Origin of the sequence: Flavobacterium sp. RSSA_27, assembly GCF_051547125.1 — a bacterium.
Lineage (GTDB): Bacteria > Bacteroidota > Bacteroidia > Flavobacteriales > Flavobacteriaceae > Flavobacterium.
In genome coordinates, this window is the sequence record NZ_JBPTTN010000008.1 from 39,630 (window position 1) to 64,281 (window position 24,652).

Here is a 24,652-nt window from a genome sequence, read left to right on the forward strand (position 1 = left end):
TCAAAAACCCATTTTGTACCTTTACTTTTGCCCTACTCAAACAAAAACAAAATTGAATACTTATGACACTAGAACATTTCATTAAAGAAAACCACGGCACCATTGTAGATGTAAGAACCCGAGAGGAATTTATGGGCGGGCATGTTGCTACGTCTATCAATATTCCACTAAATGAAATCCCAGAACGCCTAGAGGAAATCAAAACTTTAGCTACTCCACTAATTTTATGTTGTGCTTCTGGTGGACGCAGTGGTCAGGCAGAGTCGTATCTTTCACAACAAGGAATAGAGTGTCTGAATGGCGGTTCTTGGTTGAATGTGAATTTTTATCAATCCTTACAAAACAAAATCGATTAAAATGATACCTTTCTTACAACGCCTTTTGGGTCTAGTTCCAGCCATAAACTATAAATCCTTACTTCAACAAGGTGCTCTAATCGTTGATGTACGCAGCAATGGAGAATTCCGTGGAGGGCATATTCAAGGTGCTCTCAATATTCCAGTTAATGAGTTACAACAAAATTTAGATCAATTGAAAAATAAAAACCAAATCATTATTACTTGCTGTGCCTCAGGTATGCGAAGTGCTTCTGCCAAAAGCATCTTAAAAGCCAGTGGCTATACCAAAGTTTACAATGGTGGAGGTTGGCATAACTTAAAAAGCAAATTGTAAACTTAGCCGTTAATTTTTTACCACAAAGCAGCACGAAGAAGGCACGAAGCAACACGAAGTTATTTAGTTGTTTTTGCGCCCCTTGCGTAAATCTTTGCGATCTTTGCGGTTAAATTTTTAGACACAAATTCCACAGATTTTCACAGATGGATACTTCTATGTCATTATTTGCCTTAAATGGTTCAAAATAAATAGCCCAATTCAAAAAACTGTTTTGACTTATATGTTTTAATTTTTTGCGCCCCTTGCGTAAATCTTTGCGATCTTTGCGGTTAAATTTTTAGACACAAATTCCACAGATTTTCACAGATGGATACTTCTATGTCATTATTTGCCTTAAATGGTTCAAAATAAATAGCCCAATTCAAAAAACTGTTTTGACTTATATTTTTTAATTTTTTGCGCCCTTTGCGTAAATCTTTGCGATCTTTGCGGTTAAATTTTTAGAAGCGTATTCAAAAATAACTTCTATGTCCTTATTTGCCTTATTATGGTTCAAAATAAGCATACCAATTCATAAAAACTTCAATGACTTATATGTTTTATTTCAAGTTTTGTGTTAATCACTAATCACAAACTTCCCTTTTTCAGGGTCAAAAACAATATGTTCGTCTTTGAAAAGTGTATTGAAATTTCCTTTCGCAATCAAATTGCAAGGTTCATCTTGCACAACGATTTCTGGAGTCATTATAATCATTTCGTCACTCAATTGAATCGCCATATCAATATCGTGCGTGGAGAAAAGAATACATTTTCCCGTTTCGTGAGTGAGCTTTTTGAGTAATTTCAATAGCGACACTTTGTGTAGCAAATCCAAGTGCGTTGTGGGTTCATCCAAAATAATCAAAGGCGTGTCTTGGGCTAAGGCGCGTGCAATGAGTACTTTTTGCAATTGCCCATCACTGATTTGATAATGCTTTTTATCGGCCAAATGACTGATTTGAGTAAGCGACAACGCTTTTTCAACTTGATTTTTATCTTCTTGGGTCAAAGTTCCCAACCAATTGGTATAAGGCTGACGTCCTAACGCCACCAATTCATACACAGTTAAATTACTAGGAGGTAATTTTTCGGTCAAAACCAAGCTCATTTCTAGTGACAAATCGGAAATACTGTAGGCTGCTATATTTTTACCGTGTAATTGTACATCACCCTCAAGAGGTTTTTGAATTCCAGTAATGGTTTTTAAAAGTGTTGATTTTCCAATGCCATTAGCACCAATCAAAGCCGTTAATTTTCCTTTTTTTAGCGCTATAGAAACGGCTTTAGCAACAAAAGTGTTACCTTTTTTGTTTTGATATCCAATACTTATCGATTGGGTTTGAAGGATAATTTTATTTTCCATTAGCCCATCATTTTTTGTTTTCTAACCAATAGCCAAATTACCACAGGAGCTCCTAAGATAGAAGTCACCGCATTAATGGGTAGACTCACTTCGGTGCCGGGGACTTGTGTAACTATATCGCAAACCAACATAATACCTGCGCCTAAAAGGAGTGTACTCCAAAATAAAATGCGATGATTGCTGGTTTGAAAGGTCAATTTGGCGATATGTGGGACAGCTAATCCCACAAAAGCAATGGGGCCAGCAAAAGCAGTAATGCTTCCGGCTAGAATACTAGTAGCTATAATAATAATCAATCGCGCTTTGTTGTAGTGGAGTCCCATACTCTTGGCGTAATTTTCACCCAAAAGCAAAGCGTTAAGCGGTTTAATACTAAAGGCACTTAGGGTTAATCCAATGCCGACACACAGACTCAAAATCCACACCGATTCCCAAGATAAATTTCCTAAGTTTCCCAGCGACCAGAAGGTGAATTTTTGCAATTGTTCCGCTGTACTAAAATAGGTCAATGTTCCCACTATGGCCGAGGTAAAACTGCCAAACATCAAGCCAATTATGAGTATCGCCATCGTGTCTCGCAACCTTTGGGATACGATGAGTACCAGTAATAAAACACTACTACTTCCTAGGGTTGAAGCTAAAACGACACCATAATTGGAAAGTAAAAGAGGACTTAAAAAAGAAGGTAAAAAACCAGCACCCAAAATCACGAAAGCCACCCCCAAACTCGCACCAGAACTCAGTCCTAATACGTAGGGGCCTGCCATTGGATTTCTAAACAGCGTTTGCATCAACAGGCCGCTCATCGATAGCCCCATTCCTACCAATACAGCGGTAATGGCTTTGGGCAAACGATAATTTAGGATAATGTATTCCCAAGTGTCTTTGGAAGCAGATTGACCTAGCAGACTTTTCACCACTTCTTTTACAGGAATAGCGATAGCACCATAACATATGTTGAGTACAAAAAGCCCAACCAATCCGATACTTAAGATTGTAAAAAGAATACTATGTTTATAAGGAAACTTCAATTTATTGTAATTTATCGGCAAAGGTAAATAGATACTTCGGAAGTAATTCGGGATGAAATATTTTAATATAATCTTTCAAAACCAAATCAGGTCGACTGGTGGATACTTCATAGTAAATATTGCCTCCTTTGGGTCCAATTTTGGATTCAAAAGTATAGATGTTTTTGGTTTTAAAAGCCTCAAATTGAGAATAATGAGGGTTGGCTTGCTTCATTTCTGCTAAACTGTGAAAAGATCCCGTAGCAATCCAAAATTGGGCTTTTTGCGCTTTTTCTAATACTTTTTCAAATGGCAAAGCCAAGCTTCCCGTTCCGTTGGTATCCTTCCATAGATAATGGGTTTGGGCATCTTTTAAAAATTGTGCCACCCAGCTTTCTCCTTTGGCTACAAACCATTGATCTTGGTACATGGACCCATAAAGAACAGTGGGGTTTTCTTTTTTTGAAGCCACTAACTGTAAGGTTTCCTGGTAACTTTTTTCGATGTATTGGAATTGAGCAGCTGCTTCTTTTTCCTTACCAAACAAAGCGCCATAGAGTTTGATCCATTCTGCTTTTCCTAGTGGCGTTTGTTCCATCCAATCGGCTTGAATGAGTACCTTTAAGCCACTTTTTTGTAAATTATCAATTGTGGGATTTGAATTGTCAATTCCAAAAGCTACAATCAAATCAGGGTTCAAATCAATCAATAGTTCGGTATTTAAAGTTTCGTTTTGTCCTACATTTTTAACCTTGCCTTGATCGATTAACTGTCGCGTTTTTTTTGAGGAAATATAATCCGTATGAGGAAAACCCAATAGCTTTTTTTCAACACCTAACATTTCTAAAAAAGGAACATTAGTAGTTGATGTTACTACGATACTTTGTAATGGAACTGGAATAATCGGATAATTTTGAAGGCTATCTGGAATATTTCCATTTTTTTCTTGCAATACATACTTAAAATGATGCTGAGCCTTTGGCCAAGGGTTTTTTATGGTAACTACAGTATAACCTTTTTGTGTAAGGATTGAAAGACATGATGCATATTGAATCCTTTCATTTGTTGCTACTGAATTGGCTTTGGAAGGGAGTTGCGTTGTTTTTTTGCAGGAACCCAAAGCAAATAACAGACTAAAAAGCACCAATAATAAGAGTTTGTTCTTCATGATTGTTGTTTGAATGGAAGCAAAGGTAATTCAAAAATCGACTTTTGTGTTTAAAAAAGTGAGGACAATGTTCTAAGTCTACATTTGAATAAATTTGTCAATCCATCCTTGAATTTATTTTATAAAGGCTATATTTGCACCCGAATAAAGGTTGCGTTTTACTTTTTTTTAGGAAACGCATGAAAAGGGAATTAGGTTAAAAACCTAAGCTGTACCCGCAACTGTAAGCTATCAAGCTTGTTGTTATCTACACAACCACTGTTTCAAAGTGGGAAATTAGAAATTTAAAATTAGAAGTATAACTTCTAACCACCAACTTCTAACTTCTACCTTGGAATGGGAAGGTCAACAACAAGACGCAAGCCAGGAGACCTGCCTTTTTTCTTAATCAATAACGAACTTTCGGGAAAAAAGGTTCAGGAAATTATGATATATATTAAATCTTTTCTTTGTTTTTGCTTGCTGTTCAGTCAACTGATTTTTAGTCAGCATGATACCATTACTCCGCTCAAAGAAGTAATTGTTTCGGACACTAAACTGCGTAAATTCTCTAGTTCTCAAACCATTCTGAGTTTGAACGATGCTGTTTTGTCTAAAAATAGTGCGTTGTTGACCAATGTCCTCAATTACAATTCGGTTTTGTATTTTAAAGAATACGGTCGTGGTATGCTTTCGACGGTGGCTTTCAGGGGAACTACTGCATCGCAAACTGCGGTGATTTGGAACGGTATCAACATCAATTCTCAGATGAATGGGAGTACCGATTTTAATACTGTCTCAGGAACGGATTATAATTCGATTGCAGTTAAAGGAGGTGGAGGAAGTGTTATTTATGGCAGTGGGGCTATTGGTGGTACCGTGCATTTGAACAATGACTTGCAATTTGATCGTTCTTTTTCAAATCAATTACGTCTGGATTACGGAAGTTTCAATACGCAGGGCATACATTATAACAGCCATTTTTCCAAAACAAAATGGTCGGCCCAAATTGGTTTTTCAAGAACCTATTCAGATAACGATTATCCATATCTTGATCGTTTTGATTGGAAAGGCAATCAGCGTTTTAATGAAAACGGAGAATATGAAGTGATTGGGTTCAATGCAGCTATTGGTTTTAAAATCGCTGATAAGCAACTACTAAAAGCATACAGTCAGTCTTCGAATACTGATAGGAATGTTTCTTTGCTCTCACCCTCAGAATCTAGAACAAAATACAAGAATGAATTTAGTCGGAATTTGTTGGAGTATAATGGTGTTTTTGACCAATGGACGATGAATGGTAAGATGGCTTACCTCACCGAAGGCTATCAGTATTATCCTGATAACACTAACAATCAATATACTTTTGGACATACGAATACTTGGATTACCAAAGCAGATGTTAGTTTTCAGGCGACTCCAACTTTGTTGTTGAATACGATTTTGGAACACAATACAACCAAGGGTAAAGGATCTGGTTTTAGTAATCGCCATCGCGATATTACCAGCTGGGCTTTTTTGCTGAAACACGAGGTGTCAACTGCATGGCAAAATGAATTGGGAATTCGAAAAGAATTTACCAACAATTACCAATCGCCATTCCTTTTTTCTTATGGTACAGCCCTTCGTCTGGCAAAATGGTACCAGTTGAAAGCCAATGTATCACGAAATTTTAGAATCCCTACTTTTAACGATTTGTATTGGGAAGAAGGTGGTAACCCCAATTTAAAACCCGAAAGTGCTTACCAAGGCGAACTGGCCAATGTCTTTACTTATAAAAATTTCAGCTTGACGCAAACGGCCTATTACAATAAAATTAAAGATTTGTTGCGTTGGGTTCCTGGTAATAATGGCATTTGGTCTCCTCAAAATACGGATCGTGCCGTCGCTTATGGAATAGAAACGGTATTGGCTTGGCAACAACAATTTGGAAATAGTATATGGCTAATTAACAGTACTTATGCCTACACCATTTCTAAAAATGAGGCCACGCAAAAGCAATTGTTTTTTGTCCCTTATCACAAAGCAACGGCTTCTTTGGCTTACAATTACAAAAAATGGAACGCTAATTATCAGTTCCTGTTTAATGGTTTTGTTTATACCCAATCCGATAATGATCCTAACACTATTATTCCTTCCTATTGGGTTTCAAATTTGGGCGTGGATTATGAGTTTTTCAAAAAAAACCCAATAAAAATAGGAGTTCAAGCACTGAATCTTTGGAATGAAAAATATGTGAGTGTGGAGAATCGTATCATGCCTGGACGAAATTTTAATCTGTATCTAATCTTTAAATTTTAATATAATGAAGTTAACTAGAGTGTTGTTAGTAGCCTTTACTTTTGCCTTTTTGGCGTCGTGTAGTAACGATGACATCGAGGATGTATCCAAAGGGAATTATGATAATGGTGTGTTTATTTTAAATGAGGGCAATTCTTCTGGCGGTTCGGTATCGTTTTTAGGAGATGATTTGACAACTTTCAAGCAAGATGTGTTTCGAGCAGAAAACCCAGGAGAGTTTTTGGGTAAATATTTGCAATCCATTTTTTTTGATGGCGATAAGGCCTTTATTATTGCAAGTGGCTCTAATGTAATAACCGTTGTCAATCGATATACTTTCAAAGTTGTTGCCAAAATTGAAACAGACTTAGTGGCGCCAAGGTATGGGGTTGTAAAAAATGGTAAAGCCTATGTGACCAATGCGAATACCTATTCGTATGTAAATCCTACTACAGGAAATACCGATGACTATGTGGCTGTAATTGATTTGACTACCTACAAAGTAGAATCCAAAATAAATTTGAATGCTACCGCCAATCGTATTGTTTTGGATGGTGATAAATTATACATCACCGAACCCTACAATAACGACAAAGTTTTGGTAGTAAATACAATTACTAAGGCATTAGAAACACCAATAACTGTTGGATCAAGCGCCAATACTATGGAAGTAAAAAACGGTATTTTGTATGTGTTAGCTTCACCTTACGGAAGTGCAAGCAAAATTGTGAAAGTGAAATTATCGGATAAGTCGGTTACTGAAGTGGTGTTCCCAACAGCTTTGACAGCTGCAGAAAATTTGGACATTTATGGTTCTAAAATCTATTTCACAAAAGATACAGGAGTATATAGTATGGATATTACGGCTACACAGCCTTCGGATAAACCTATTTTTAACTACACCTCTACTTCTCAATATGGAGTGATGTATGGTTTTGCGGTTGACAATGATAAAATTTACATTGCCGATGGAGGGGATTTCGCTTCGAATAGTAAGGCTTATGTGTACTCTTTAACTGGAGCTTTACAAAAAGAATTAACTGTAGGAATTGGACCAAATGGAATCTATTTTAATAATTAGGAGCTAATTCTAATACCTAAAAAAGGCGTTTTCATTTAGTGAAAACGCCTTTTTTTTTGAGAGAAGAGCTTATTATTTGCCTTATTTTTTTTTTACAACGATTGCAATAACCCCTCAGGAATCGTTTCTAGATACATGTCATTTCTAAAGCCTTTGATGGATTTGGCATCTTTGAAATATTCAAATGTTTTGCCTTTGGTAGTAGGTGTTCCTTTTGCTGTACCTGTAATTTTTCCGATCGCTAATTTTAATAAAGGTTCGTTAACATCGCCTAAAACACCAAAAGTACTGATAGTTTCAGCTTGTTGGAAAGTTGGCGTTAATCCACTTTGGTAGTCGCCAAAGCCATCAGCGTTTACAATTTTGAGTACCAAGGGTTGCATAGCATATTTGTGAGAAGGGTTTACATTTTCTTTTTGAAACGTTGGAGAATCATACAAAGTAATCGAACCTACATTTTTACCTGTTGTGGCATCTCCAATTTGAATGACATTGATAAAAGGCTTCAATCCATTGATCACCAATTCACTAGCAGAAGCTGTGCTTTTTGAAGTAATGATATAGACTTTGGTCAAATTCAAACTATTGATTGGAGTACTTCCAATTTTATCAGTAAAAAAGTTTTTGAGGGCATCTGGATTGTTGGTGCTAAAATAAGCCTCAATTTTTTCGTTCCATTGTTGTTTTGCAAATACTTTTCCTGTGAATTGACCCGTAATCATACTCGCCAATCGCGTCGCGGTTTGTACGGAGCCTCCGCCATTATAGCGCAAATCCAACACCAAATCGGTGATGCCTTGTGACTTTAAACTCGCAAAAGCCTCGTTGAGTTGGGTGTCATAATTGGCAAAAAATCCGTTGTACATCAAATATCCTATTTTTTTTCCTCCTGCATCGATAACTTTATTGATAAAAATTGGATTTTCATTCAAAACAGTTTTGGTTAAAGCCACTGTTTTTCCGTTACTCACGATGGTAGTTCCATTATAATCGGCTAAATTCAAGGTGTAACTTTCGGCATTCAATAATAATGTTTGATAATTGCTGGCGGTTAATTGGGTTCCATTAACTCCTGTAAACATATCTCCTCGTTTGATGGCTTTGGTTGCTGCATCAGAGCCAGGAATAATGTATCGCACATAACCAAAAATTTCGGTAGTACTTCCGGGTTTGAAACTCAATCCAAAATCAACGCCGTCGTTTTTGGTAGTACCTTGAAAGGATTGCTCCAACGCAACATAGTCATCCACAATCCAGCTAAAACGATCGATGGTTTTGTCTACTCTCAAGGCTTCAAACAAACTTTCAGGAGTGCTGTAGCTTTTCAGAAAGGCATTTAATTCCGTTTGATTTTTGAATTTATCATCGGCCAAATTGGGAACATCACTTTGCCATAAATAATATTGATTCATTCCTTTCCAAATAAAGTTCTGAATCTCTAAAGATTTTGGTGCAGCAATATCATCCTCATCTTTTTGGCAGCTCTGTAAAAGGAAAAGGCTTATAAATAATAGCAATACAATTTTGTAGTTTGTTTTCATTTTTTGGTTATAGTAAATAGTTTTCGTAAAAATACTAACTTTAAAACTATTTTTTTATTGTTTGTAACAAAAATAATTGTCGTTCGTCTTGCTTATAGGAACCGCTAGAAACAACCCTTAGAATGAACCAAAATGAGTTTGTACAACTGATTGCTCCTTTCAAAGACAAGGTCTTTCGATTGGCCAAACGATTACTCGTAAGTACCGAGGAGGCGGAAGATGCCACGCAAGATATTTTGGTAAAGTTGTGGAATAAAAATGAAAGTTTGTCCGGTTATGCCAGCGTTGAAGCCTTGGCCATGACCATGACTAAGAATCATTGTTTGGATCAGTTGAAAGCAAAACGTTCTAGCAATTTGAGAATTGTACACAACAATTACACGGATCGAGAACCAAGCTTGCAGCAAAAAGTGGAAGACAACGATAGTTTGCATTGGGTGGCTAAAATAATTGATCAATTGCCAGAACAACAAAGAATGATTATTCAGCTTAGAGAAGTAGAACACTATGAGTTTGAAGAAATCGCCAAATTATTAGAAATGAATGAAACCGCCATTCGCGTGGCACTCTCTAGAGCAAGAAAAACCATTAGAGAGCATATGTTAAAAACACACCGTTATGGAACTGTATAAAATAGAAACGCTTCTAGAAAAATACTTTCAAGGAGAAACTAGTATTGCCGAGGAAAAAGAGTTGACGAATTATTTTTCTTCATCGAATGTTGCGCAGCATTTAGAGCAATACAAACCACTATTTGGTTATTTCTCTTTAGCAAAAGAACAAATAAACCCTAAAGAATTACTAGAATTCCCTACTCAAAAGCAGGCTACATCAAAACCCGTTTGGTGGTCTTTAGCGGCTTCGGTTGTTATTTTGCTCGGAATTGGAATGTATGTTTACACCACCAATGAAACCAAAACTAGTGTAGCTACCAACGAATTGGGGACTTATGATTCTCCCGAGGAAGCATTTAAAGAAACTCAAAAAGCACTAGCCTTGTTATCAGGTCACGTAAACACCGGCATAGGAAGTGTGCAGGTCATTCAAGAATACAATGAATCAAAAGGAAAAGTTTTTAATCAGTAAATCAAAAAACAACATGAAATCAACAGTTATAAACAACAGCACAATTCGTTTAAGTATGGAAATGAAAAAAGTATTTTTAGCTTTAGTCTTTTTACTAGTTGCTAACCCCTTTTTTGCACAAGGTGCCTTCGATAAATTTGATGGTCAAGACGATGTCACTTCGGTTATTGTCAATAAAAAAATGTTCGAAATGATGAGTAAAGTCAAAGTAGATGCCTCTGATAAAGAGATGCAACAATACTATCATTTAATCAAAAAACTAGATAATTTAAAAGTATTTACTACCAAAAGTGCACGTGTTGAAGCCGAAATGAAAGCCACTGCTGAACGTTATATGAAAACGGCTAACCTAGAAGAACTTATGCGTGTAAACGATAATGGTCGAAGCATTAAAATTTTAGTAAAATCAGGAGCCAAAGACACACAAATCAGAGAGCTATTGATGTTTATCGATGGCGGAAAAGGCGAAGACAGTGTCTTGATGTCCTTAACAGGCGATTTTGATTTGAATGAAATCTCGGTATTGACCGATAAAATGCGTTTTCCTGGCGGAGACGATTTGAAAAAAGCTACCAAAGGGAAAAAGTAGCGCTTAGTTACTAGTCTTTAGTGATTAGTAATTAGTACATAGTAATTAGCTCCTATTCTGAATCTTAAATAGTAAAAAAAAGAACTAAAAGAATTGGAGTAAACTAGAGTTAAGACCATTCAAAATGGAACGCAATTAATTTAAAAAGTTAGAAAAAATGAAAGCAATAGTTGGATTGGCTATTTTCCTATGCCTGTGGTTGAGTAGTTGTAACTCAGAACCGAGTTTGCAAAAATATTTTGTAGAAAATACAGAAAATAAAAATTTTATAGCGTTTGATATTTCTTCTTCGATTTTGAATGTGGATAAAACGAAACTCTCTTTAGAGCAGCAAAAAGCTTTGCAGTCTTTTGAAAAAATAAATATTTTGGCTTTTAAACGCAATCCAAATAATACGGCTGAGTTCGAAACTGAGCGCACCAAATTGAACGGAATCTTGAAAAATCCAAAGTACCAACAACTTATGAAAATTGGTTCTGGCAAAGAAGGTGCTTCGGTAAGTTTTGTGGGAACCGATGAGCATATCGAAGAATTTGTTTTATTTGCCAACCAAAAAGAAACGGGTTTTGCAGTAGTTCGCGTATTAGGTAAAGACATGAATCCTACCCATATTATGAATATGATGTCTGTTATGCAACAATCTAAAATTGATTTGGATCAGTTGAAGCCTTTGCAAGAATTGTTGAAGAAATAAAAAAAAGAAAATCTCAGTTAAATTTTAAAAAATGATGTGTTTGTTCCTAAAATTGGTTTTATTTTAGCCTTTTTTTAAATCCCCAAATGATGAATACTAAAAAATGGAAAATTGCTGGTCTTGTTTTTTTAATAGGATTTAGTAGTAGTTTGCAAAATTGTACAGTACACCACGTTTATCATCCTACTAAAGTGGTTAAGGTAAAAAAAATTCCACCAGGACAAGCCAAGAAAATAACAGGCGAAAAGAGTGCACGTAAGCATGCTCATGGTTAAAAAAAACCGTTTTAGGATTAACTCTTAAAACGGTTTTTTTGTTTAAAAATCTGTCGATTGTAAGTAAAATATAGAAGGCAAAAAAAAACACCCTAAAAATAGAGTGTTTTTAAAAATGGTTAACTAATACCAATCAAAATCAATGCAACAATTGATATTCAATGTTTTTTTGTGACCATGGAGGGATTTGAACCCTCACGCCCTTGCGAGCACCACCCCCTCAAGATGGCGAGTCTACCGTTTCTCCACATGGCCTTCAAATAAAAAAAGGTCATTCGCATTGACGAACAACCTTTGTGACCCGACTGGGGCTCGAACCCAGGACCCCATCATTAAAAGTGATGTGCTCTACCGACTGAGCTATCGAGTCAATCATTCAAGAAACTAATGCGTAGTTCACAGTAATTGTGACCCGACTGGGGCTCGAACCCAGGACCCCATCATTAAAAGTGATGTGCTCTACCGACTGAGCTATCGAGTCAATTCGTTTCTTGAATGCGGGTGCAAATATACGTACTTTTTTTTCAAGTTTCAAAGCAATTTTATTATAAATTTGCCTTTTTTAATCAAAAAGCTACAATACCTTAATTAGTAAGGTTTTATTACTATGAAAAAAATTATTTTATTAGGATATATGGGTTGCGGTAAGTCAACCATAGCCCATAAACTGTCTGAAAAAACATCCATACCTTTTATAGATCTAGATCAATATATTGAAAAAACAACCCATTTAACAATAAAAGAACTCTTTGAAAAACACGGAGAAGTCTATTTTCGTAAGCTCGAACACCAGGCTTTTGTATCCCTTTTAGAGCAAGAAGAAACCATAATCCTTGGCCTTGGCGGAGGAACTCCTTGTTATGCCAATAATCATGAATTGTTGCAACGACCCGATGTAATTTCTATTTATTTAAAAGCTTCAGTGGCTACTTTGTTCGAAAGATTGTCTAGAAACAAAAGCAAACGTCCTTTAATTGCCGATTTAAACGATGCCGAATTACAAGAATTCATCGCCAAACATTTGTTTGACAGAAGTTATTATTACAATCAAGCCCAGCATAAAATAGCTGTTGACGATAAAACAATAACAGCAACAGTAGAAAGCATTGCAACGTTATTAGCTTAAATACGCATAATTGTTGCCTGAGTCTTCAAAAACTACTTGAACATGTTCAAACAAGGAAGTAGATAATGAAATCCCTTTGAAATCAGCTTTTACAGGATATTTTTTGTGGTTTCTATCAATAAGTACTGCTGTTTTGAATTTTTTCAAAGGTACCTCTAAAAAATGACATACAGCATAGATAAGTGTTGTTCCTGAATTCAATACATCATCCACTAGAACTAGGCCTTTATCGGTATAGTTTTCTTTCGCCAATGAAGTACGGATTGCCAAATCGGGTTGGTGTTTGTTGAGTTCGACTTCGCATAGCGAAACTTTAATGGGAGCAATCAAAGCCAAAGCAGCAGCAATTTTTTGCGCAAACACAAAGCCATTTTTGGTGATACCAGCGAGTACAATTTCTTCTTCATCTACAAAAGTTTCATAGATTTGGTAAGCAATTCGCTTGATTTTGTGTTCTATTTCTTGATGGGTTAAAATGATATTTTGGCTCATGGTTTTTATTTTAAAAAGTACAAAAAGATGGTTTAGGTTTGATGGAAATAATGAATTTCTTAACAATTTTCCTGATTACAAAAGGGAATCCGTTTCTTCATCTTCTATAATGACATTACCAAATTCATCAATGTCACGACGGTCTTTTTTAGTGGGGCGTCCGGTTCCATTTTTTCGATAATGTTCTTTAGACAGTTTAAGCAATTCAAGGTGCTGGTACACTTCAGGAGGCGTATCATTACGGCGATACCTATCAACTAATTTTGCACCAACACGATTTTCGGGAATATCTAATATTGTTATGATTTGGGTAATTTGATCTTTGCGAAAAGTAATCTTGTCAGTAGGAAAAACTTCTTTCGATGCTTTGGCTACTTGACCATTTACGGTTATTTGGTTTTTTTTACAAGCCTCGGTAACCATATTTCTGGTTTTATAATAACGAACACACCATAAATATTTATCTATTCGCATAAATTTTCAAAATTCAAAGTTAAATAGTTTATCAAAATCAATCTAAATTGTATCTTGCGCACTCAAAAAGCAGTACTAATGAACAAAATTAAGTTTTATTTTATTTTATCAATGCTATCTTTGGCATTATTTTCATGTTCCAAAGACAAAGAGGAAGAGATCACGCCACCAAGAGAATTTAGTGTACAATACGACACTGATATTAAAGACATTGAAGAATATTTGAAAACGTTTTATATTGAAGAAGTTACCGCAGACTTCGATATTAAAATTACCAAAATCCCTGCAGGTGGCACTCAAAAGTCTATTTGGGAGCAAACAACTTACCCCCTTAAATTCAGAGAGGTAAATTTACATGGATTAAAGTATAAGTTGTATTATTTGATTTTAAACGAAGGAGTTGGAGACTCACCAACTAATGTGGATAATTATTTCGTAGCATACAAGGGAGATTATTTGCAGCAAGTAACTAAAGATGAAGTAACTACACTTACAGTAACCGAATTTGAAAGAAATAGTTTTGTTCTTTTACCTAATGCTGGTTTACGAGTAGGGTTTTCTGAGATGATGCCTAAATTAAAAACAGGAACCTATACTTCTAATCCAGATGGTACAGTTTCTTACAAAGATTTTGGTGCTGGTGTTGTTTTCATTCCTTCTGGATTGGGGTATTTTAATAGCGCACAAGGGAGTATTCCCGCTTATTCGCCGCTTATTTTTAATATTAAAGCTTATGAGATTCAACGCAACGACCAAGATGGAGATGGTATTCCTTCCTATTTAGAAGATTTAGATGGAGATGGTTATATCTACATTTTTACCAATACTACTTTGTATCCAACCAAACCTACGACCAATCCAGATGATACCGATGGCGATGATATTCCTAATTGTTTTGATGTAGATGATGATGGCGATAATTACACCACCAAATTAGAGCGTTCTTACAAAGATGCTAATGGTGTGGTTAAATACTATGATTTTGCTGATATTCCTTTGTGTACTGGAGGTAATGGAAAGAAAAGACATTTGGATCCAAAATGTTATAATTAGTGTCTACTAAAGATTTATAAATGAAACCGTTCTTTTTTAAGAACGGTTTTTTTTGGACTTAACTTTTATGGTTCTAGATTTGTCTTCTTAGGTGTTATTCAAAAATACGCTTTGATACAATTTTAGTTATTGATTGGGTTTCAATAGTATTTAGAGGTAGCGATTTTACTTGACTTTTAGGTATAAAAAATCCCGCCAAGTTGGACTTGACGGGATAAATATAAAATTACTGAATATTATTTTCTAGCCAACACGCGCTCAACTGCAGCTTCAATTGCTTGGTGATTCAATTGGTATTTTTCCATCAATTGTTCTGGCGTTCCTGATTCTCCAAAACTATCATTTACGGCTACAAATTCTTGTGGTGCTGGAGTGTTTAAAGCTAAAACTCTAGAAACGCTTTCACCTAAACCACCAAGAATGTTATGCTCTTCTGCAGTTACCACACATTTGGTTTTGGCAATCGATTTCAAAATAGCTTCTTCATCCAAAGGTTTGATGGTGTGAATGTTGATTACTTCTGCTGAAATTCCTTTGGTTTCCAAAGCTTCTGCAGCTAGTAAGGCTTCCCAAACTAAGTGCCCTGTTGCAACAATTGTAACATCTGTTCCTTCGTTCAATACAATAGCTTTTCCAATTACGAATGGTTCGTCTGCTGGCATAAAGTTAGGCACTACTGGGCGTCCAAAACGCAAGTAAGCAGGGCCATGATGCTCTGCTAAAGCAATCGTAGCTGCTTTGGTTTGATTGTAATCGCAAGTATTGATTACCGTCATACCTGGTAACATTTTCATCAAACCGATATCTTCTAGAATTTGGTGTGTAGCTCCATCTTCGCCAAGAGTTAAACCTGCGTGTGATGCACAAATTTTTACATTTTTATCAGAATAAGCTACCGATTGACGAATTTGATCGTAAACACGTCCAGTAGAAAAGTTAGCAAATGTTCCTGTAAATGGAATTTTACCTCCAATAGTTAAACCCGCTGCAATCCCAATCATATTAGCTTCTGCAATTCCGATTTGGAAGAAACGCTCTGGGTGATTTTTTTTGAAATCATCAAATTTTAATGACCCAATTAAATCGGCACAAAGGGCTACAACATTTTCGTTCTTTTGACCCAATTCTGTCATTCCCGCTCCAAAACCTGAACGAGTATCTTTACTTCCTGTATTTGTATATTTTTTCATTATTTGATTTTAATTGAAAGATTAAAAAATTAAAAGATTAGTCATCTGAAGTCAGAAATCTTTAATCTGTTATCTTAATTCTAGTAATCTGCTAAAGTTGAACTATTTTGAGCTAATCCGGTTGCTAATTGAGCATCGTTTGGAGCTTTTCCGTGCCATGCATGGGTGTGCATCATGAAATCAACCCCGTTCCCCATTTCGGTATACAATAATACACAAACAGGTTTTCCTTTACCAGTTTTAGCTTTAGCCTCAGTCATACCAGCAATAATCGCTTCGATGTTGTTTCCTTCTTTGATTTCAAGAACCTCCCAATCAAAAGCTTCGAATTTAGCTTTCAAGCTTCCCATGTTCAATACCTCATCAGTAGTACCGTCAATCTGTTTTCCGTTAACGTCAATCGTAGCAATTAAGTTGTCTACGTTTTTAGCAGAAGCATACATAATGGCTTCCCAGTTTTGACCTTCTTGCAATTCGCCGTCACCATGCAATGTATAAACGATATGAGCATCTCCATTTAATTTTTTCGCTTGAGCAGCGCCCAAAGCAACAGATAAACCTTGTCCTAACGATCCAGAGGCCATACGAACACCAGGAAGTCCTTCATGTGTAGTTGGATGTCCTTGCAAACGAGAGTTCAATAGTCTAAAGGTAGCAAGCTCAGCTACTGGAAAATAACCACTTCTAGCTAATACGCTATAAAATACAGGTGAAATGTGACCGTTGGATAAAAAGAATACATCTTCTCCAATACCGTCCATATCAAATCCTTCTTTGCGATCCATTAGGTATTGATAAAGAGTAACCAAAAATTCTGTACATCCTAAGGAACCTCCTGGGTGTCCTGAATTAACAGCGTGTACCATACGAAGAATATCTCTTCTAACTTGGATAGTTAAATCGTTTAATTGTTGTGTGTTAGGCTTCATTTTGTGTGTAAAAGTTAAACTGCTGCAAAAGTAAATTTTATTTTCCGTAAGACCAATGATTTTACAAGCAATTTCATGAGAATGATAAGTGGATTTTTAGAATGCATTAGTACCAGGCATAACAACAAAAAAAGACTAGCGAGAAGCCAGTCTAAAAGCGAATAGTATGTGATTATTGCTGCTGTGTATAACCAAGAATCCCTTGGCATAGCTAATTCAAAATTCAAAATAGCATCGATAATAAATCATTGACTAAAAGCTACTTACCATAAAAAACCAACCTTCACAACTGTAAACTACCCGATAAATTTGCCCACCGAAAGCTGTCTTCTCGCCTCCCCCACCACAAAAGCAACAGAATTGGCAATATTAAAACTGCGAATTAGAGGCGACATAGGGATTTTTAATTGATTTTCTTTGGCGAACAAATCCAATACTTCTTGGCTCAAGCCCACACTTTCTTTACCAAAAACCAACCAATCTTCGTCTTGAAATTCGATATTCAGATAAGAATGCTCCGCATGCGAACTCATCAAAAAAACTCTTGAAGGATCTGGCACCACTTTGAACCATTCGGCTACATTTTGATATTCGGTTACATCGAGATGCACCCAATAATCCAGTCCAGAACGTTTGAGATTTTTGTCATTAATTACAAAACCAAAAGGATGTATCAAATGCAAACGACTTTCGGTACCTACACATAAGCGACCAATGTTCCCTGTGTTATTTGGAATTTCGGGTTCTACAAGAACGATATTTAACATGTCTAAAAATTAAGGATTTGAGATTCTGGATTTTAGGATTTGGAATTTGGAATTTAGGATTCTGGATTTGGGATTTCAAAACCCTTTACTTCAAGAACTTCTCCTGCTTGTAAATGATTTAACTGCACATTTCCAACACGCACACGAACCAAACGCAAGGTAGGAAATCCGACTGCTGCCGTCATTTTGCGCACCTGACGGAATTTGCCTTCCTTGACCGTAATCGATGCCCATGATGTGGGACCATGTCGTTCGTCTCTTATTTTTTTTCCTCTTGGACCAAAATCGGGGATTTCGTTCACCATAAAGGCCTCGCAAGGTTTGGTTGTATATTTGGTTCCATTGAAACCAATTTCAACTCCCTTCTTTATTTGCTCAATAGCTTCGGGGGTAATGATCCCATCTACTTGAACATAATATTCCTTGGCAACTTTTTGGCTTCTAATATGTTCGCTGACTTTTCCATCGGTAGTCAAGAGTAGTAAGCCTTCTGAATCTTCGTCTAATCGACCGATAGCCATGGTACCTTGTGGGAAATCATACAATTCGCCCAACAATCGTTTTTTGCGTTTGAGTACGTAAATAAATTGACTTAAATAACCATAAGGTTTATGTAGTAGAAAATGACGATGCATGGGTCTTACTATAATTTGGCAAGATAATTTTAGTTTTTGAGTAGCTTTTTAACTTCTTTGAAATCACCATCTATAGTACCTACTTTAAGCCCTAAAATATGAGCAATCAAGGGATACACACTTACGTTTTGAAAAGATTTGACAACTTTACCTTTGACAAAATTAGGTCCTTTGGCATAAAAAATAGCTTGCATGTCTTTATTTTTAGTATCGTAGCCATGGGTGCCTCCACTGATTTTTTGATCGGGTTTGTTGACCAAACTATAGCCTGTCTCTGCTTCAACCACAAAATCAAGAGCTCTCGGATTGGTACCAAAATGCAATCGTTTTGGGACTTTTGAAGAAGGATACCATTTGATATGAGGTACTTTTTTTAAAGCTTTTGCTATGGTATCTTTATACCCAGTTTTGGCTTCAATACTCATAATTGGATTGATTACTGCTGCATAGCCATACCATTCTGGCTGTAAATAGTCCAAAATAGCTATTTTCTTATCGTTATTAATTGGCGCCATGCCATGATCTGAAACGATTATCAAATTTATTTCGTCTGCAATAGGTAGTTTGGCCAATTGTTGCTCTAATTGACCAATGATAGCATCCATTTGAACCACCATTTCTCTATTTTCTTCCGACAATGGACCAAAATCATGTCCGGTTGTATCCGGTTGATCAAAATAAAGAGTGATCAAATGAGGACGTTCGGCTTCAGGCAATTGCAACCAATGTAACACGGTTGCAATACGCGTTTCGTAACTTACTGTAGCATCATATTCTTTAAAAGTACTCGGACTCATAGCACCTGTATCTGACCCCGGCCAATAAAAACAAGCGGCTTTTACCCCTTGCTGTTCGGCGAGATACCAAATGGGTGTGCCACCATAAAATTGAGGATCTTTTTTTGCAGCTGTTCTCAAGGTAAACTGTTGTTTCGTTTTGGGGTCAAAAAAGGCATTATTAACAATCCCATGATGGTCCGGGTACAAACCAGTTGCAATGGAATAGTGATTCGGGAACGTTTTGGTGGGATAACTAGGCTGCAGGAATTGGGCTTTTACTCCTTTTTGGGCTATCCCATCCAAATTAGGAGTTTCAAAAAGCTGCGGGTAATCCCAACGAAAACCATCTAAAGAAACCAAGATGACATAGGGCTTTTTGTCATTTTGCGCTGTCATACCTACTACCAAGAATAGGAAAAACGCTACTGCTATTTTTTGCATACTGTTGTTTTGATCAACAAAGATACAATTTGCCATTGAGGATTTGTAATCTAAAAGTGGAAGTCGTAATTTTTCTGAAGTGAGTTTTTAATCCAACTTGTTCTATTGCTGTTTTTTATTGCCTTTTCATTATAAAAACAATACTTTTACTCTTCACCAAAAAAACTATTTATGCCCGAATTATTTTCCTTTATAGTCGTATTCATCCTCGCACTTGGTCTTGGTTTTTTTATTGGGAAACTGCTATTTTCTACTCGATTCGAGTCACAAAAAATTAGCTTAGAAGAAAAGATGCATGCTGCCCAACTTTTGTTGCAACAACAAAAAGAACAAGCTGTACTGGATAAAACTGCCTTCGAAAAACAATTGCAAACTAGTCTTCAAGAAAAAGAAGCTATCCGAAATGAAAAAGACAGTTTGGCCATTCAACTCTCTAAAAAAGAAGTAGATTTTGATAATTTATTGGAGCGTCATAAAGAACAGAAAAATGAGGTAGCAGCGCTTCAGGAAAAATTCACTAAAGAATTTGAAAATTTGGCCAACAAAATTCTAGACGAAAAATCGAATAAATTCACCGAGCAAAACAAAGAAAACATGAAAACTATCTTGAGTCCGCTTCAAGATAAAATTCAGTTATTCGAGAAAAAAATCGAAGATACCCACAAAGAGAGCATAGACTATCATGCGGCGCTGCGTCAGCAAATTTTGGGGCTTAAAGAAATGAATTTACAAATGAGTAAAGAAACGCTCAATTTGACCAAAGCCCTTAAAGGTGATAGTAAAATGCAAGGCAATTGGGGTGAGCTGGTATTGGAACGCGTACTCGAAAAATCGGGTTTAGAAAAAGGACGCGAATATGAAGTACAACAAAGTCACATTACCGAAGCTGGGAATCGCGTGATTCCAGATGTAGTGATCAATTTACCGGATGGCAAAAAAATGATTGTCGACTCGAAAGTTTCGTTAACGGCCTACGAAAAATACACCAACGAAGAAGACGATTCCCTTAAAGCTTCCTTATTGAAAGAACATGTTTTCTCCATAAAACGCCATGTGGATCAATTGGGTGAGAAAAACTACCATGATTTGTATCAAATGGAAAGTCCTGACTTTGTGTTGCTTTTTATTCCGATAGAACCCGCATTTGCCATAGCACTAAATGAGGATACAAACTTGTACAACAAAGCTTTTGAGAAAAATATTGTAATCGTTACCCCTTCCACCCTTTTGGCCACGCTACGCACTATTGACAGCATGTGGACGAATCAAAAACAACAAGAAAATGCAGTAGAAATCGCTCGTCAAGCAGGGGCTTTATACGACAAATTTGAAGGCTTTGTAGCCGATTTGATCAAAGTTGGTAAGAAAATTGACGAAAGCAAAGTGGAATACGGAGCGGCTATGGGCAAGCTTTTTGAAGGCAAAGGCAACTTGATTGTAAGTGTAGAAAAATTAAAAAAGATGGGCGCCAAAGCCAAAAAAGCCTTACCCGAAAATGTATTGAAAAGAGCTGAAACTGACGATACTAACTTACTAAATTAATTAAATAATGAAAAAAATTGCCGCTTTATTACTCCTTGCTGGAGTTGTAGTCTTATCCATATACATGGCCTTTATGTATTACATACCCGTAAGTGATGGCGTTCGCTCTGGAGAATTGATCCGATTGAGCCACAAAGGGGTACTCATTAAAACTTGGGAGGGTGAATTGAGTCAAGGAATTTCGGGAGCTCAAATTTTCCGTTTTTCAGTATTAGACAAAGACAAAGCCGTAATAGACAGTTTAAAAGCATTTCAAGGACACTATGTTCGCTTGACCTATGAAGAAAAAAAACGCACTTTTATGTGGTGGGGTGAAACGCGTTTTTTTATCACATCGGTGCAAAAAGAAGCCTCACCATTCAATAATCGTTAGCTCATGACCAACATTTTCAAACCTGTTGCTGCATCTCATGTAACCATTTCTGAACTGATGTTGCCCTCACACACTAATTTTAGAGGCAAAATTCATGGTGGCTATATCTTATCCTTACTAGATCAAATAGCCTTTGCTAGCGCTTCCAAATTTTCAGGAAATTATTGTGTCACTGCTTCAGTAGATACGGTTAATTTTTTACAACCTATTGAGGTCGGAGAATTGGTCACCTTGAAAGCCTCTGTGAATTATGTTGGTAGAAGTTCAATGATTGTGGGTATTCGAGTTGAAGCAGAAAACATTCAAACAGGAAGTATCAAACATTGTAACTCCTCCTATTTTACAATGGTTGCCAAAGACGATCATGGTAAAAGTGTAGCTGTCCCTGGGCTCCAATTGAAAACGAAGGACGATATCCGTCGATTTAGTAATTGTTTGCAACAAATAGAACTTAAAAAAGTACACGAAATCCATGAGGAAGAATTCAATTATTGTTCCCCTGAAAACCTAGCACTTGTATCACAATACAAAATTCAATTGGAATTATAATGCCGCAATACTCCAGTAAGTTAAGTGTTTAAAAATAAGTTGTAAAGAACATTAAAAAACAGTAACTTTAAGTAATGTTATTTATTGAATCCCATGAAAAAAATGCTACTTATTTTCTTGTTTTTCTATTTTAACGCGGTTCAAGCTCAAGAGGAGCTATCAACTTCAACTGGAATAATTCTTTTTGAAGCTTCTGTTCCAATATTTGAAGAAGTGAAAGGTGTCAATCATGACGTTATTTGTACTATTGATTTAAAAACTAGTGAAATTAGTTGCACTGTTTATATTAAAAAATTTCAGTTTAAACGAGATTTGATGCGTACCCATTTCAATGACAATTATTTGGAAAGTGATCGCTATCCCAAAGCTACTTTTATTGGAAGAATTGAAAAATTTGATTACAAATCACTCTCCGAATTACCCACCGAATTCCAAATAAAAGGCATTATTAAAATACATGGCAAATCTAAGCCTCTTTCATGCAAAGCTACACTTAAAAAAGTAGCATCAGGAATGGAAATAAACACTTCATTTGTTTTAAATACGGAAGACTTTAAAATTGAAATCCCTTCAATTGTTGCCCCAAAAATATCCAAACAAGTGCAAACTACTTTAAAAGCAATTGTCTTGCAATAAATGGTTAATTTTCAGATTACTATACTACAATTACTTTATTATAGTTGTAAAATAAACTCAAAAAACAAGAAATTATGAAAACAATGTATTTTATCAAACAAAATCTTGTCATGCTTTGCTTCACTTTACTATTTTTTTCTTGTAGCAGTGAGGACACTAACTCTAGTACGACTAATTCAGCTGAAAACGTTGCGAGTATTCTAAAAACTGGCACATGGAGAATCACCTATTACTTTGATACCGACAAGGAAGAAACCAGTAATTTTAGTGGGTATAACTTTACCTTTGCAAACAATGGTGTATTAACCGCTTCAAACGGTACCTTAACTCAAACGGGGACATGGTCTATAACAGACAGCAATAGTAAAGATGACAATATAAGTGATTTGGATTTCAATATAGCCTTCTCCACCCCAGCGACCTTTGCGGAATTAACCGATGATTGGGAAATTATTGAAAAAACAGCCACAGTAATCAAATTAAAAGATGTCAGTGGTGGAAATGGCGGCATTGATTATTTGACTTTTACCAAAAACTAAATTCGAAACCTCTCGAATAGCATCAAAACGTTGAAGAATACTCAACGTTTTTTTATGCCAACTATTGATTAACTTTACGTTATCGGCTTTTAAATACAAAAACTATGAATCGATTACAGAATTTTTTGGATTTACATACTGGAGAAGAAGACAAGCAAAAAGTATTGGAAAACGTAAAGGCAAATATATCCTTTAGAGGATCGACTGTTTGGATTTTGGCTTGTGCTATAGTGGTAGCCTCTGTGGGACTCAATGTCAATTCAACGGCGGTTATCATTGGTGCCATGCTCATTTCTCCTTTGATGGGGCCCATCGTAGGAGCAGGATTTAGTCTGGGAATTTATGATTTTGAATTATTAAAAAAAGCGGCAAAAAATCTCCTTATCGCTACTTTAGTTAGTTTGTTGGTGTCCACAGTCTATTTCACTCTCAGCCCTTTTAAAGAAACCCAATCGGAATTATTGGCACGAACTTCGCCAAATATTTATGATATTTTGATTGCTTTTTTTGGAGGTCTCGTTGGTGTTATTGCAATTACAAGAGTCGAAAAAGGAAATCCGATTCCTGGAGTTGCTATTGCCACCGCTTTGATGCCTCCTTTGTGTACTGCAGGCTATGGACTCGCAATTGGCAATTGGAAATACTTTTTAGGGGCTCTTTTTTTATATACTATCAACTGTGTTTTCATCTGTATTTCAACCTTTGTGATTGTCAAATACTTGAAGTATCCGGTGGTGCAATATGTCAATCCAAAATACCGCAAACAAATCAAATATACCATTACAACTATTATCGTTTTATTAATTGTTCCAAGTGTTTATTTTGCCTATGCCTTAGCCCAAGAAAAAAAGTACCATGAAAAAGTCGTTGTTTTTCTTAATGAAGAATTTACAGAAAAAGGGTTTGCCATTTTATATCAAAAAATCAATTACAATAAAAATCCAAGAAGCATAGAATTGGCTTTTCTTAACAAAAAAATTACTAAACAAGAGATACAAAGCTTGAGTAGCTTACTTCAAAAATACCACATCGAGAACACTCAACTCATCATCAAGCAAGATACTACAGATATCAAAAAATACATTTTAGAAAATAGTGCCAATGAAAAAGCCAAAGAAAATGAAAAGGATTTAATGATCCTTCAATTGCAAAACAAACTAAAAGCCAATACTTATAATAATCAAGCCCTACAGGAAGAAATTGCTATTTTGTTTCCACAAGTACGTCAAATATCATTAGCCAACCACCTATTTAACGAAAACACAGATAGTACCGTAACCAAAACGATAGCTATTTACAGCAGTAAAAAGAATTTATCCTCACAAGAAGAAGAAAAACTTACACTATGGTTACAAAAAAGGGTCGCAGGACACCCCATAGTATTGTATAAAGAAAAGGGAGAGTAAT

General features: G+C 36.1%; 28 protein-coding genes, 3 tRNA genes and 1 riboswitch. Of the genes, 17 read left to right on the forward strand and 14 right to left on the reverse strand.

Going from position 1 to position 24,652, the window contains the following annotated elements:
- Window positions 1-62: 62 nt before the first annotated feature.
- Together ACSVH5_RS11875 and ACSVH5_RS11880 are read left to right on the forward strand one after the other, a co-directional pair.
- Window positions 63-356 (forward strand): rhodanese-like domain-containing protein, encoded by a 294-nt coding sequence (locus tag ACSVH5_RS11875; protein WP_438061639.1) that lies wholly within the window; start codon window positions 63-65, stop codon window positions 354-356.
- A gap of 1 nt (window position 357) precedes the next feature.
- On the forward strand, window positions 358-672 hold the full coding sequence (locus tag ACSVH5_RS11880; protein WP_438061640.1) for a rhodanese-like domain-containing protein: 315 nt from the start codon (window positions 358-360) through the stop codon (window positions 670-672).
- Window positions 673-1,231: 559 nt separating this feature from the next.
- Here ACSVH5_RS11880 and ACSVH5_RS11885 read toward each other — a convergent pair.
- Genes ACSVH5_RS11885 through ACSVH5_RS11895 form a run of 3 tightly spaced genes read right to left on the reverse strand, consistent with a single transcriptional unit; the run spans window position 1,232 to window position 4,195 of the window.
- The gene (locus ACSVH5_RS11885; protein ID WP_438061641.1) at window positions 1,232-2,017 is read right to left on the reverse strand and encodes an ABC transporter ATP-binding protein; all 786 of its coding nucleotides are present in this window, start codon (window positions 2,015-2,017) and stop codon (window positions 1,232-1,234) included.
- Window positions 2,017-3,048, reverse strand: coding sequence for an iron chelate uptake ABC transporter family permease subunit (locus tag ACSVH5_RS11890; RefSeq protein ID WP_438061642.1), 1,032 nt, complete (start codon window positions 3,046-3,048; stop codon window positions 2,017-2,019). Before ACSVH5_RS11890 ends, ACSVH5_RS11885 begins: the two co-directional genes overlap by 1 nt.
- Window position 3,049: 1 nt before the next feature.
- Window positions 3,050-4,195, reverse strand: coding sequence for an ABC transporter substrate-binding protein (locus ACSVH5_RS11895; RefSeq protein WP_438061643.1), 1,146 nt, complete (start codon window positions 4,193-4,195; stop codon window positions 3,050-3,052).
- Between the two features lie 131 nt (window positions 4,196-4,326).
- A riboswitch (cobalamin riboswitch) is annotated at window positions 4,327-4,589 on the forward strand.
- A gap of 32 nt (window positions 4,590-4,621) precedes the next feature.
- Between ACSVH5_RS11895 and ACSVH5_RS11900 the strand changes: the two genes are divergently transcribed.
- Window positions 4,622-6,475: a TonB-dependent receptor plug domain-containing protein gene (locus ACSVH5_RS11900; protein ID WP_438061644.1), complete on the forward strand. Its 1,854-nt coding sequence runs from the start codon at window positions 4,622-4,624 to the stop codon at window positions 6,473-6,475.
- Between the two features lie 4 nt (window positions 6,476-6,479).
- Complete coding sequence (locus ACSVH5_RS11905) at window positions 6,480-7,535, forward strand: YncE family protein (protein WP_438061645.1); 1,056 nt, start codon at window positions 6,480-6,482, stop codon at window positions 7,533-7,535.
- 92 nt (window positions 7,536-7,627) lie between these two features.
- Here ACSVH5_RS11905 and ACSVH5_RS11910 read toward each other — a convergent pair whose 3' ends face one another.
- On the reverse strand, window positions 7,628-9,076 hold the full coding sequence (locus ACSVH5_RS11910; protein ID WP_438061646.1) for a S41 family peptidase: 1,449 nt from the start codon (window positions 9,074-9,076) through the stop codon (window positions 7,628-7,630).
- Between the two features lie 122 nt (window positions 9,077-9,198).
- Between ACSVH5_RS11910 and ACSVH5_RS11915 the strand changes: the two genes are divergently transcribed.
- From ACSVH5_RS11915 to ACSVH5_RS11935, 5 genes are all read left to right on the forward strand, one after another.
- Window positions 9,199-9,708, forward strand: a complete 510-nt coding sequence (locus ACSVH5_RS11915; protein ID WP_438061647.1) for an RNA polymerase sigma factor — start codon at window positions 9,199-9,201, stop codon at window positions 9,706-9,708.
- Entirely contained in the window at window positions 9,695-10,162 is a 468-nt protein-coding gene (locus ACSVH5_RS11920; RefSeq protein WP_438061648.1) for a hypothetical protein, read from the forward strand. Before ACSVH5_RS11915 ends, ACSVH5_RS11920 begins: the two co-directional genes overlap by 14 nt.
- Window positions 10,163-10,223: 61 nt before the next feature.
- Window positions 10,224-10,751 carry a DUF4252 domain-containing protein gene (locus ACSVH5_RS11925; protein WP_438061762.1) on the forward strand — a complete coding sequence of 176 codons (528 nt, stop codon included), beginning with the start codon at window positions 10,224-10,226 and terminating at the stop codon, window positions 10,749-10,751.
- A 157-nt stretch (window positions 10,752-10,908) separates the two neighbouring features.
- The gene (locus tag ACSVH5_RS11930; RefSeq protein ID WP_438061649.1) at window positions 10,909-11,445 is read left to right on the forward strand and encodes a DUF4252 domain-containing protein; all 537 of its coding nucleotides are present in this window, start codon (window positions 10,909-10,911) and stop codon (window positions 11,443-11,445) included.
- An 89-nt stretch (window positions 11,446-11,534) separates the two neighbouring features.
- On the forward strand, window positions 11,535-11,720 hold the full coding sequence (locus tag ACSVH5_RS11935; RefSeq protein WP_438061650.1) for a hypothetical protein: 186 nt from the start codon (window positions 11,535-11,537) through the stop codon (window positions 11,718-11,720).
- Window positions 11,721-11,892: 172 nt separating this feature from the next.
- On the opposite strand, the gene ACSVH5_RS11940 is transcribed toward ACSVH5_RS11935, so the two are convergent.
- From ACSVH5_RS11940 to ACSVH5_RS11950, 3 genes are all read right to left on the reverse strand, one after another.
- Window positions 11,893-11,975, reverse strand: a tRNA-Leu gene (locus tag ACSVH5_RS11940).
- 42 nt (window positions 11,976-12,017) lie between these two features.
- A tRNA-Lys gene (locus ACSVH5_RS11945) sits at window positions 12,018-12,090 on the reverse strand.
- Between the two features lie 38 nt (window positions 12,091-12,128).
- Window positions 12,129-12,201, reverse strand: a tRNA-Lys gene (locus ACSVH5_RS11950).
- Between the two features lie 126 nt (window positions 12,202-12,327).
- Here ACSVH5_RS11950 and ACSVH5_RS11955 point away from each other — a divergent pair.
- The gene (locus ACSVH5_RS11955; RefSeq protein ID WP_438061651.1) at window positions 12,328-12,846 is read left to right on the forward strand and encodes a shikimate kinase; all 519 of its coding nucleotides are present in this window, start codon (window positions 12,328-12,330) and stop codon (window positions 12,844-12,846) included.
- Here ACSVH5_RS11955 and ACSVH5_RS11960 read toward each other — a convergent pair.
- Together ACSVH5_RS11960 and ACSVH5_RS11965 are read right to left on the reverse strand one after the other, a co-directional pair.
- Complete coding sequence (locus ACSVH5_RS11960; RefSeq protein WP_438061652.1) at window positions 12,838-13,338, reverse strand: phosphoribosyltransferase domain-containing protein; 501 nt, start codon at window positions 13,336-13,338, stop codon at window positions 12,838-12,840. The two genes, ACSVH5_RS11955 and ACSVH5_RS11960, sit on opposite strands and share 9 nt — an antisense overlap.
- Window positions 13,339-13,413: 75 nt before the next feature.
- On the reverse strand, window positions 13,414-13,812 hold the full coding sequence (locus ACSVH5_RS11965; RefSeq protein WP_438061653.1) for an RNA-binding S4 domain-containing protein: 399 nt from the start codon (window positions 13,810-13,812) through the stop codon (window positions 13,414-13,416).
- 78 nt (window positions 13,813-13,890) lie between these two features.
- Here ACSVH5_RS11965 and ACSVH5_RS11970 point away from each other — a divergent pair, with 78 nt between their 5' ends.
- The gene (locus ACSVH5_RS11970; RefSeq protein WP_438061654.1) at window positions 13,891-14,865 is read left to right on the forward strand and encodes an FKBP-type peptidyl-prolyl cis-trans isomerase; all 975 of its coding nucleotides are present in this window, start codon (window positions 13,891-13,893) and stop codon (window positions 14,863-14,865) included.
- A gap of 236 nt (window positions 14,866-15,101) precedes the next feature.
- On the opposite strand, the gene ACSVH5_RS11975 is transcribed toward ACSVH5_RS11970, so the two are convergent.
- The 5 genes from ACSVH5_RS11975 to ACSVH5_RS11995 all read right to left on the reverse strand — a co-directional run bounded on the left by ACSVH5_RS11975 (window position 15,102) and on the right by ACSVH5_RS11995 (window position 19,642).
- The gene (locus ACSVH5_RS11975) at window positions 15,102-16,055 is read right to left on the reverse strand and encodes a transketolase family protein (RefSeq protein WP_438061655.1); all 954 of its coding nucleotides are present in this window, start codon (window positions 16,053-16,055) and stop codon (window positions 15,102-15,104) included.
- Window positions 16,056-16,135: 80 nt separating this feature from the next.
- The gene (locus ACSVH5_RS11980; protein ID WP_438061656.1) at window positions 16,136-16,984 is read right to left on the reverse strand and encodes a transketolase; all 849 of its coding nucleotides are present in this window, start codon (window positions 16,982-16,984) and stop codon (window positions 16,136-16,138) included.
- A gap of 296 nt (window positions 16,985-17,280) precedes the next feature.
- Window positions 17,281-17,751: a tRNA (cytidine(34)-2'-O)-methyltransferase gene (locus tag ACSVH5_RS11985; RefSeq protein WP_438061657.1), complete on the reverse strand. Its 471-nt coding sequence runs from the start codon at window positions 17,749-17,751 to the stop codon at window positions 17,281-17,283.
- Between the two features lie 53 nt (window positions 17,752-17,804).
- The gene (locus tag ACSVH5_RS11990; protein ID WP_438061658.1) at window positions 17,805-18,386 is read right to left on the reverse strand and encodes a pseudouridine synthase; all 582 of its coding nucleotides are present in this window, start codon (window positions 18,384-18,386) and stop codon (window positions 17,805-17,807) included.
- A gap of 29 nt (window positions 18,387-18,415) precedes the next feature.
- Window positions 18,416-19,642, reverse strand: coding sequence for an ectonucleotide pyrophosphatase/phosphodiesterase (locus ACSVH5_RS11995; RefSeq protein WP_438061659.1), 1,227 nt, complete (start codon window positions 19,640-19,642; stop codon window positions 18,416-18,418).
- Window positions 19,643-19,777: 135 nt separating this feature from the next.
- Here ACSVH5_RS11995 and rmuC point away from each other — a divergent pair, with 135 nt between their 5' ends.
- The 6 genes from rmuC to ACSVH5_RS12025 all read left to right on the forward strand — a co-directional run bounded on the left by rmuC (window position 19,778) and on the right by ACSVH5_RS12025 (window position 24,651).
- The gene (gene rmuC, locus ACSVH5_RS12000; protein WP_438061660.1) at window positions 19,778-21,148 is read left to right on the forward strand and encodes a DNA recombination protein RmuC; all 1,371 of its coding nucleotides are present in this window, start codon (window positions 19,778-19,780) and stop codon (window positions 21,146-21,148) included.
- A 7-nt stretch (window positions 21,149-21,155) separates the two neighbouring features.
- Complete coding sequence (locus ACSVH5_RS12005; protein WP_438061661.1) at window positions 21,156-21,521, forward strand: 6-phosphogluconate dehydrogenase; 366 nt, start codon at window positions 21,156-21,158, stop codon at window positions 21,519-21,521.
- A gap of 3 nt (window positions 21,522-21,524) precedes the next feature.
- On the forward strand, window positions 21,525-22,070 hold the full coding sequence (locus tag ACSVH5_RS12010) for an acyl-CoA thioesterase (protein WP_438061662.1): 546 nt from the start codon (window positions 21,525-21,527) through the stop codon (window positions 22,068-22,070).
- Between the two features lie 93 nt (window positions 22,071-22,163).
- Window positions 22,164-22,706, forward strand: a complete 543-nt coding sequence (locus ACSVH5_RS12015) for a YceI family protein (protein ID WP_438061663.1) — start codon at window positions 22,164-22,166, stop codon at window positions 22,704-22,706.
- 74 nt (window positions 22,707-22,780) lie between these two features.
- Window positions 22,781-23,245, forward strand: a complete 465-nt coding sequence (locus tag ACSVH5_RS12020) for a hypothetical protein (RefSeq protein WP_438061664.1) — start codon at window positions 22,781-22,783, stop codon at window positions 23,243-23,245.
- A 104-nt stretch (window positions 23,246-23,349) separates the two neighbouring features.
- Window positions 23,350-24,651: a TIGR00341 family protein gene (locus ACSVH5_RS12025; protein WP_438061665.1), complete on the forward strand. Its 1,302-nt coding sequence runs from the start codon at window positions 23,350-23,352 to the stop codon at window positions 24,649-24,651.
- Window position 24,652 lies beyond the last annotated feature (1 nt).

Bases quoted from the DNA above. Each gene is read 5' to 3' on its own strand.
- ACSVH5_RS11995 (WP_438061659.1), bottom strand. From the start codon at position 19,642: ATGGCAAATTGTATCTTTGTTGATCAAAACAACAGTATGCAAAAAATA.
- ACSVH5_RS12005 (WP_438061661.1), top strand. From the start codon at position 21,156: ATGAAAAAAATTGCCGCTTTATTACTCCTTGCTGGAGTTGTAGTCTTA.
- ACSVH5_RS12020 (WP_438061664.1), top strand. From the start codon at position 22,781: ATGAAAACAATGTATTTTATCAAACAAAATCTTGTCATGCTTTGCTTC.
- rmuC (WP_438061660.1), top strand. From the start codon at position 19,778: ATGCCCGAATTATTTTCCTTTATAGTCGTATTCATCCTCGCACTTGGT.
- ACSVH5_RS11955 (WP_438061651.1), top strand. From the start codon at position 12,328: ATGAAAAAAATTATTTTATTAGGATATATGGGTTGCGGTAAGTCAACC.
- ACSVH5_RS11875 (WP_438061639.1), top strand. From the start codon at position 63: ATGACACTAGAACATTTCATTAAAGAAAACCACGGCACCATTGTAGAT.
- ACSVH5_RS11990 (WP_438061658.1), bottom strand. From the start codon at position 18,386: ATGCATCGTCATTTTCTACTACATAAACCTTATGGTTATTTAAGTCAA.
- ACSVH5_RS11895 (WP_438061643.1), bottom strand. From the start codon at position 4,195: ATGAAGAACAAACTCTTATTATTGGTGCTTTTTAGTCTGTTATTTGCT.
- ACSVH5_RS11985 (WP_438061657.1), bottom strand. From the start codon at position 17,751: ATGTTAAATATCGTTCTTGTAGAACCCGAAATTCCAAATAACACAGGG.
- ACSVH5_RS11970 (WP_438061654.1), top strand. From the start codon at position 13,891: ATGAACAAAATTAAGTTTTATTTTATTTTATCAATGCTATCTTTGGCA.
- ACSVH5_RS12015 (WP_438061663.1), top strand. From the start codon at position 22,164: ATGAAAAAAATGCTACTTATTTTCTTGTTTTTCTATTTTAACGCGGTT.
- ACSVH5_RS11885 (WP_438061641.1), bottom strand. From the start codon at position 2,017: ATGGAAAATAAAATTATCCTTCAAACCCAATCGATAAGTATTGGATAT.
- ACSVH5_RS11965 (WP_438061653.1), bottom strand. From the start codon at position 13,812: ATGCGAATAGATAAATATTTATGGTGTGTTCGTTATTATAAAACCAGA.
- ACSVH5_RS11880 (WP_438061640.1), top strand. From the start codon at position 358: ATGATACCTTTCTTACAACGCCTTTTGGGTCTAGTTCCAGCCATAAAC.
- ACSVH5_RS11905 (WP_438061645.1), top strand. From the start codon at position 6,480: ATGAAGTTAACTAGAGTGTTGTTAGTAGCCTTTACTTTTGCCTTTTTG.
- ACSVH5_RS11900 (WP_438061644.1), top strand. From the start codon at position 4,622: ATGATATATATTAAATCTTTTCTTTGTTTTTGCTTGCTGTTCAGTCAA.
- ACSVH5_RS11930 (WP_438061649.1), top strand. From the start codon at position 10,909: ATGAAAGCAATAGTTGGATTGGCTATTTTCCTATGCCTGTGGTTGAGT.
- ACSVH5_RS11920 (WP_438061648.1), top strand. From the start codon at position 9,695: ATGGAACTGTATAAAATAGAAACGCTTCTAGAAAAATACTTTCAAGGA.
- ACSVH5_RS11925 (WP_438061762.1), top strand. From the start codon at position 10,224: ATGAAAAAAGTATTTTTAGCTTTAGTCTTTTTACTAGTTGCTAACCCC.
- ACSVH5_RS12025 (WP_438061665.1), top strand. From the start codon at position 23,350: ATGAATCGATTACAGAATTTTTTGGATTTACATACTGGAGAAGAAGAC.
- ACSVH5_RS11980 (WP_438061656.1), bottom strand. From the start codon at position 16,984: ATGAAGCCTAACACACAACAATTAAACGATTTAACTATCCAAGTTAGA.
- ACSVH5_RS11915 (WP_438061647.1), top strand. From the start codon at position 9,199: ATGAACCAAAATGAGTTTGTACAACTGATTGCTCCTTTCAAAGACAAG.
- ACSVH5_RS11960 (WP_438061652.1), bottom strand. From the start codon at position 13,338: ATGAGCCAAAATATCATTTTAACCCATCAAGAAATAGAACACAAAATC.
- ACSVH5_RS11935 (WP_438061650.1), top strand. From the start codon at position 11,535: ATGAATACTAAAAAATGGAAAATTGCTGGTCTTGTTTTTTTAATAGGA.
- ACSVH5_RS12010 (WP_438061662.1), top strand. From the start codon at position 21,525: ATGACCAACATTTTCAAACCTGTTGCTGCATCTCATGTAACCATTTCT.
- ACSVH5_RS11975 (WP_438061655.1), bottom strand. From the start codon at position 16,055: ATGAAAAAATATACAAATACAGGAAGTAAAGATACTCGTTCAGGTTTT.
- ACSVH5_RS11910 (WP_438061646.1), bottom strand. From the start codon at position 9,076: ATGAAAACAAACTACAAAATTGTATTGCTATTATTTATAAGCCTTTTC.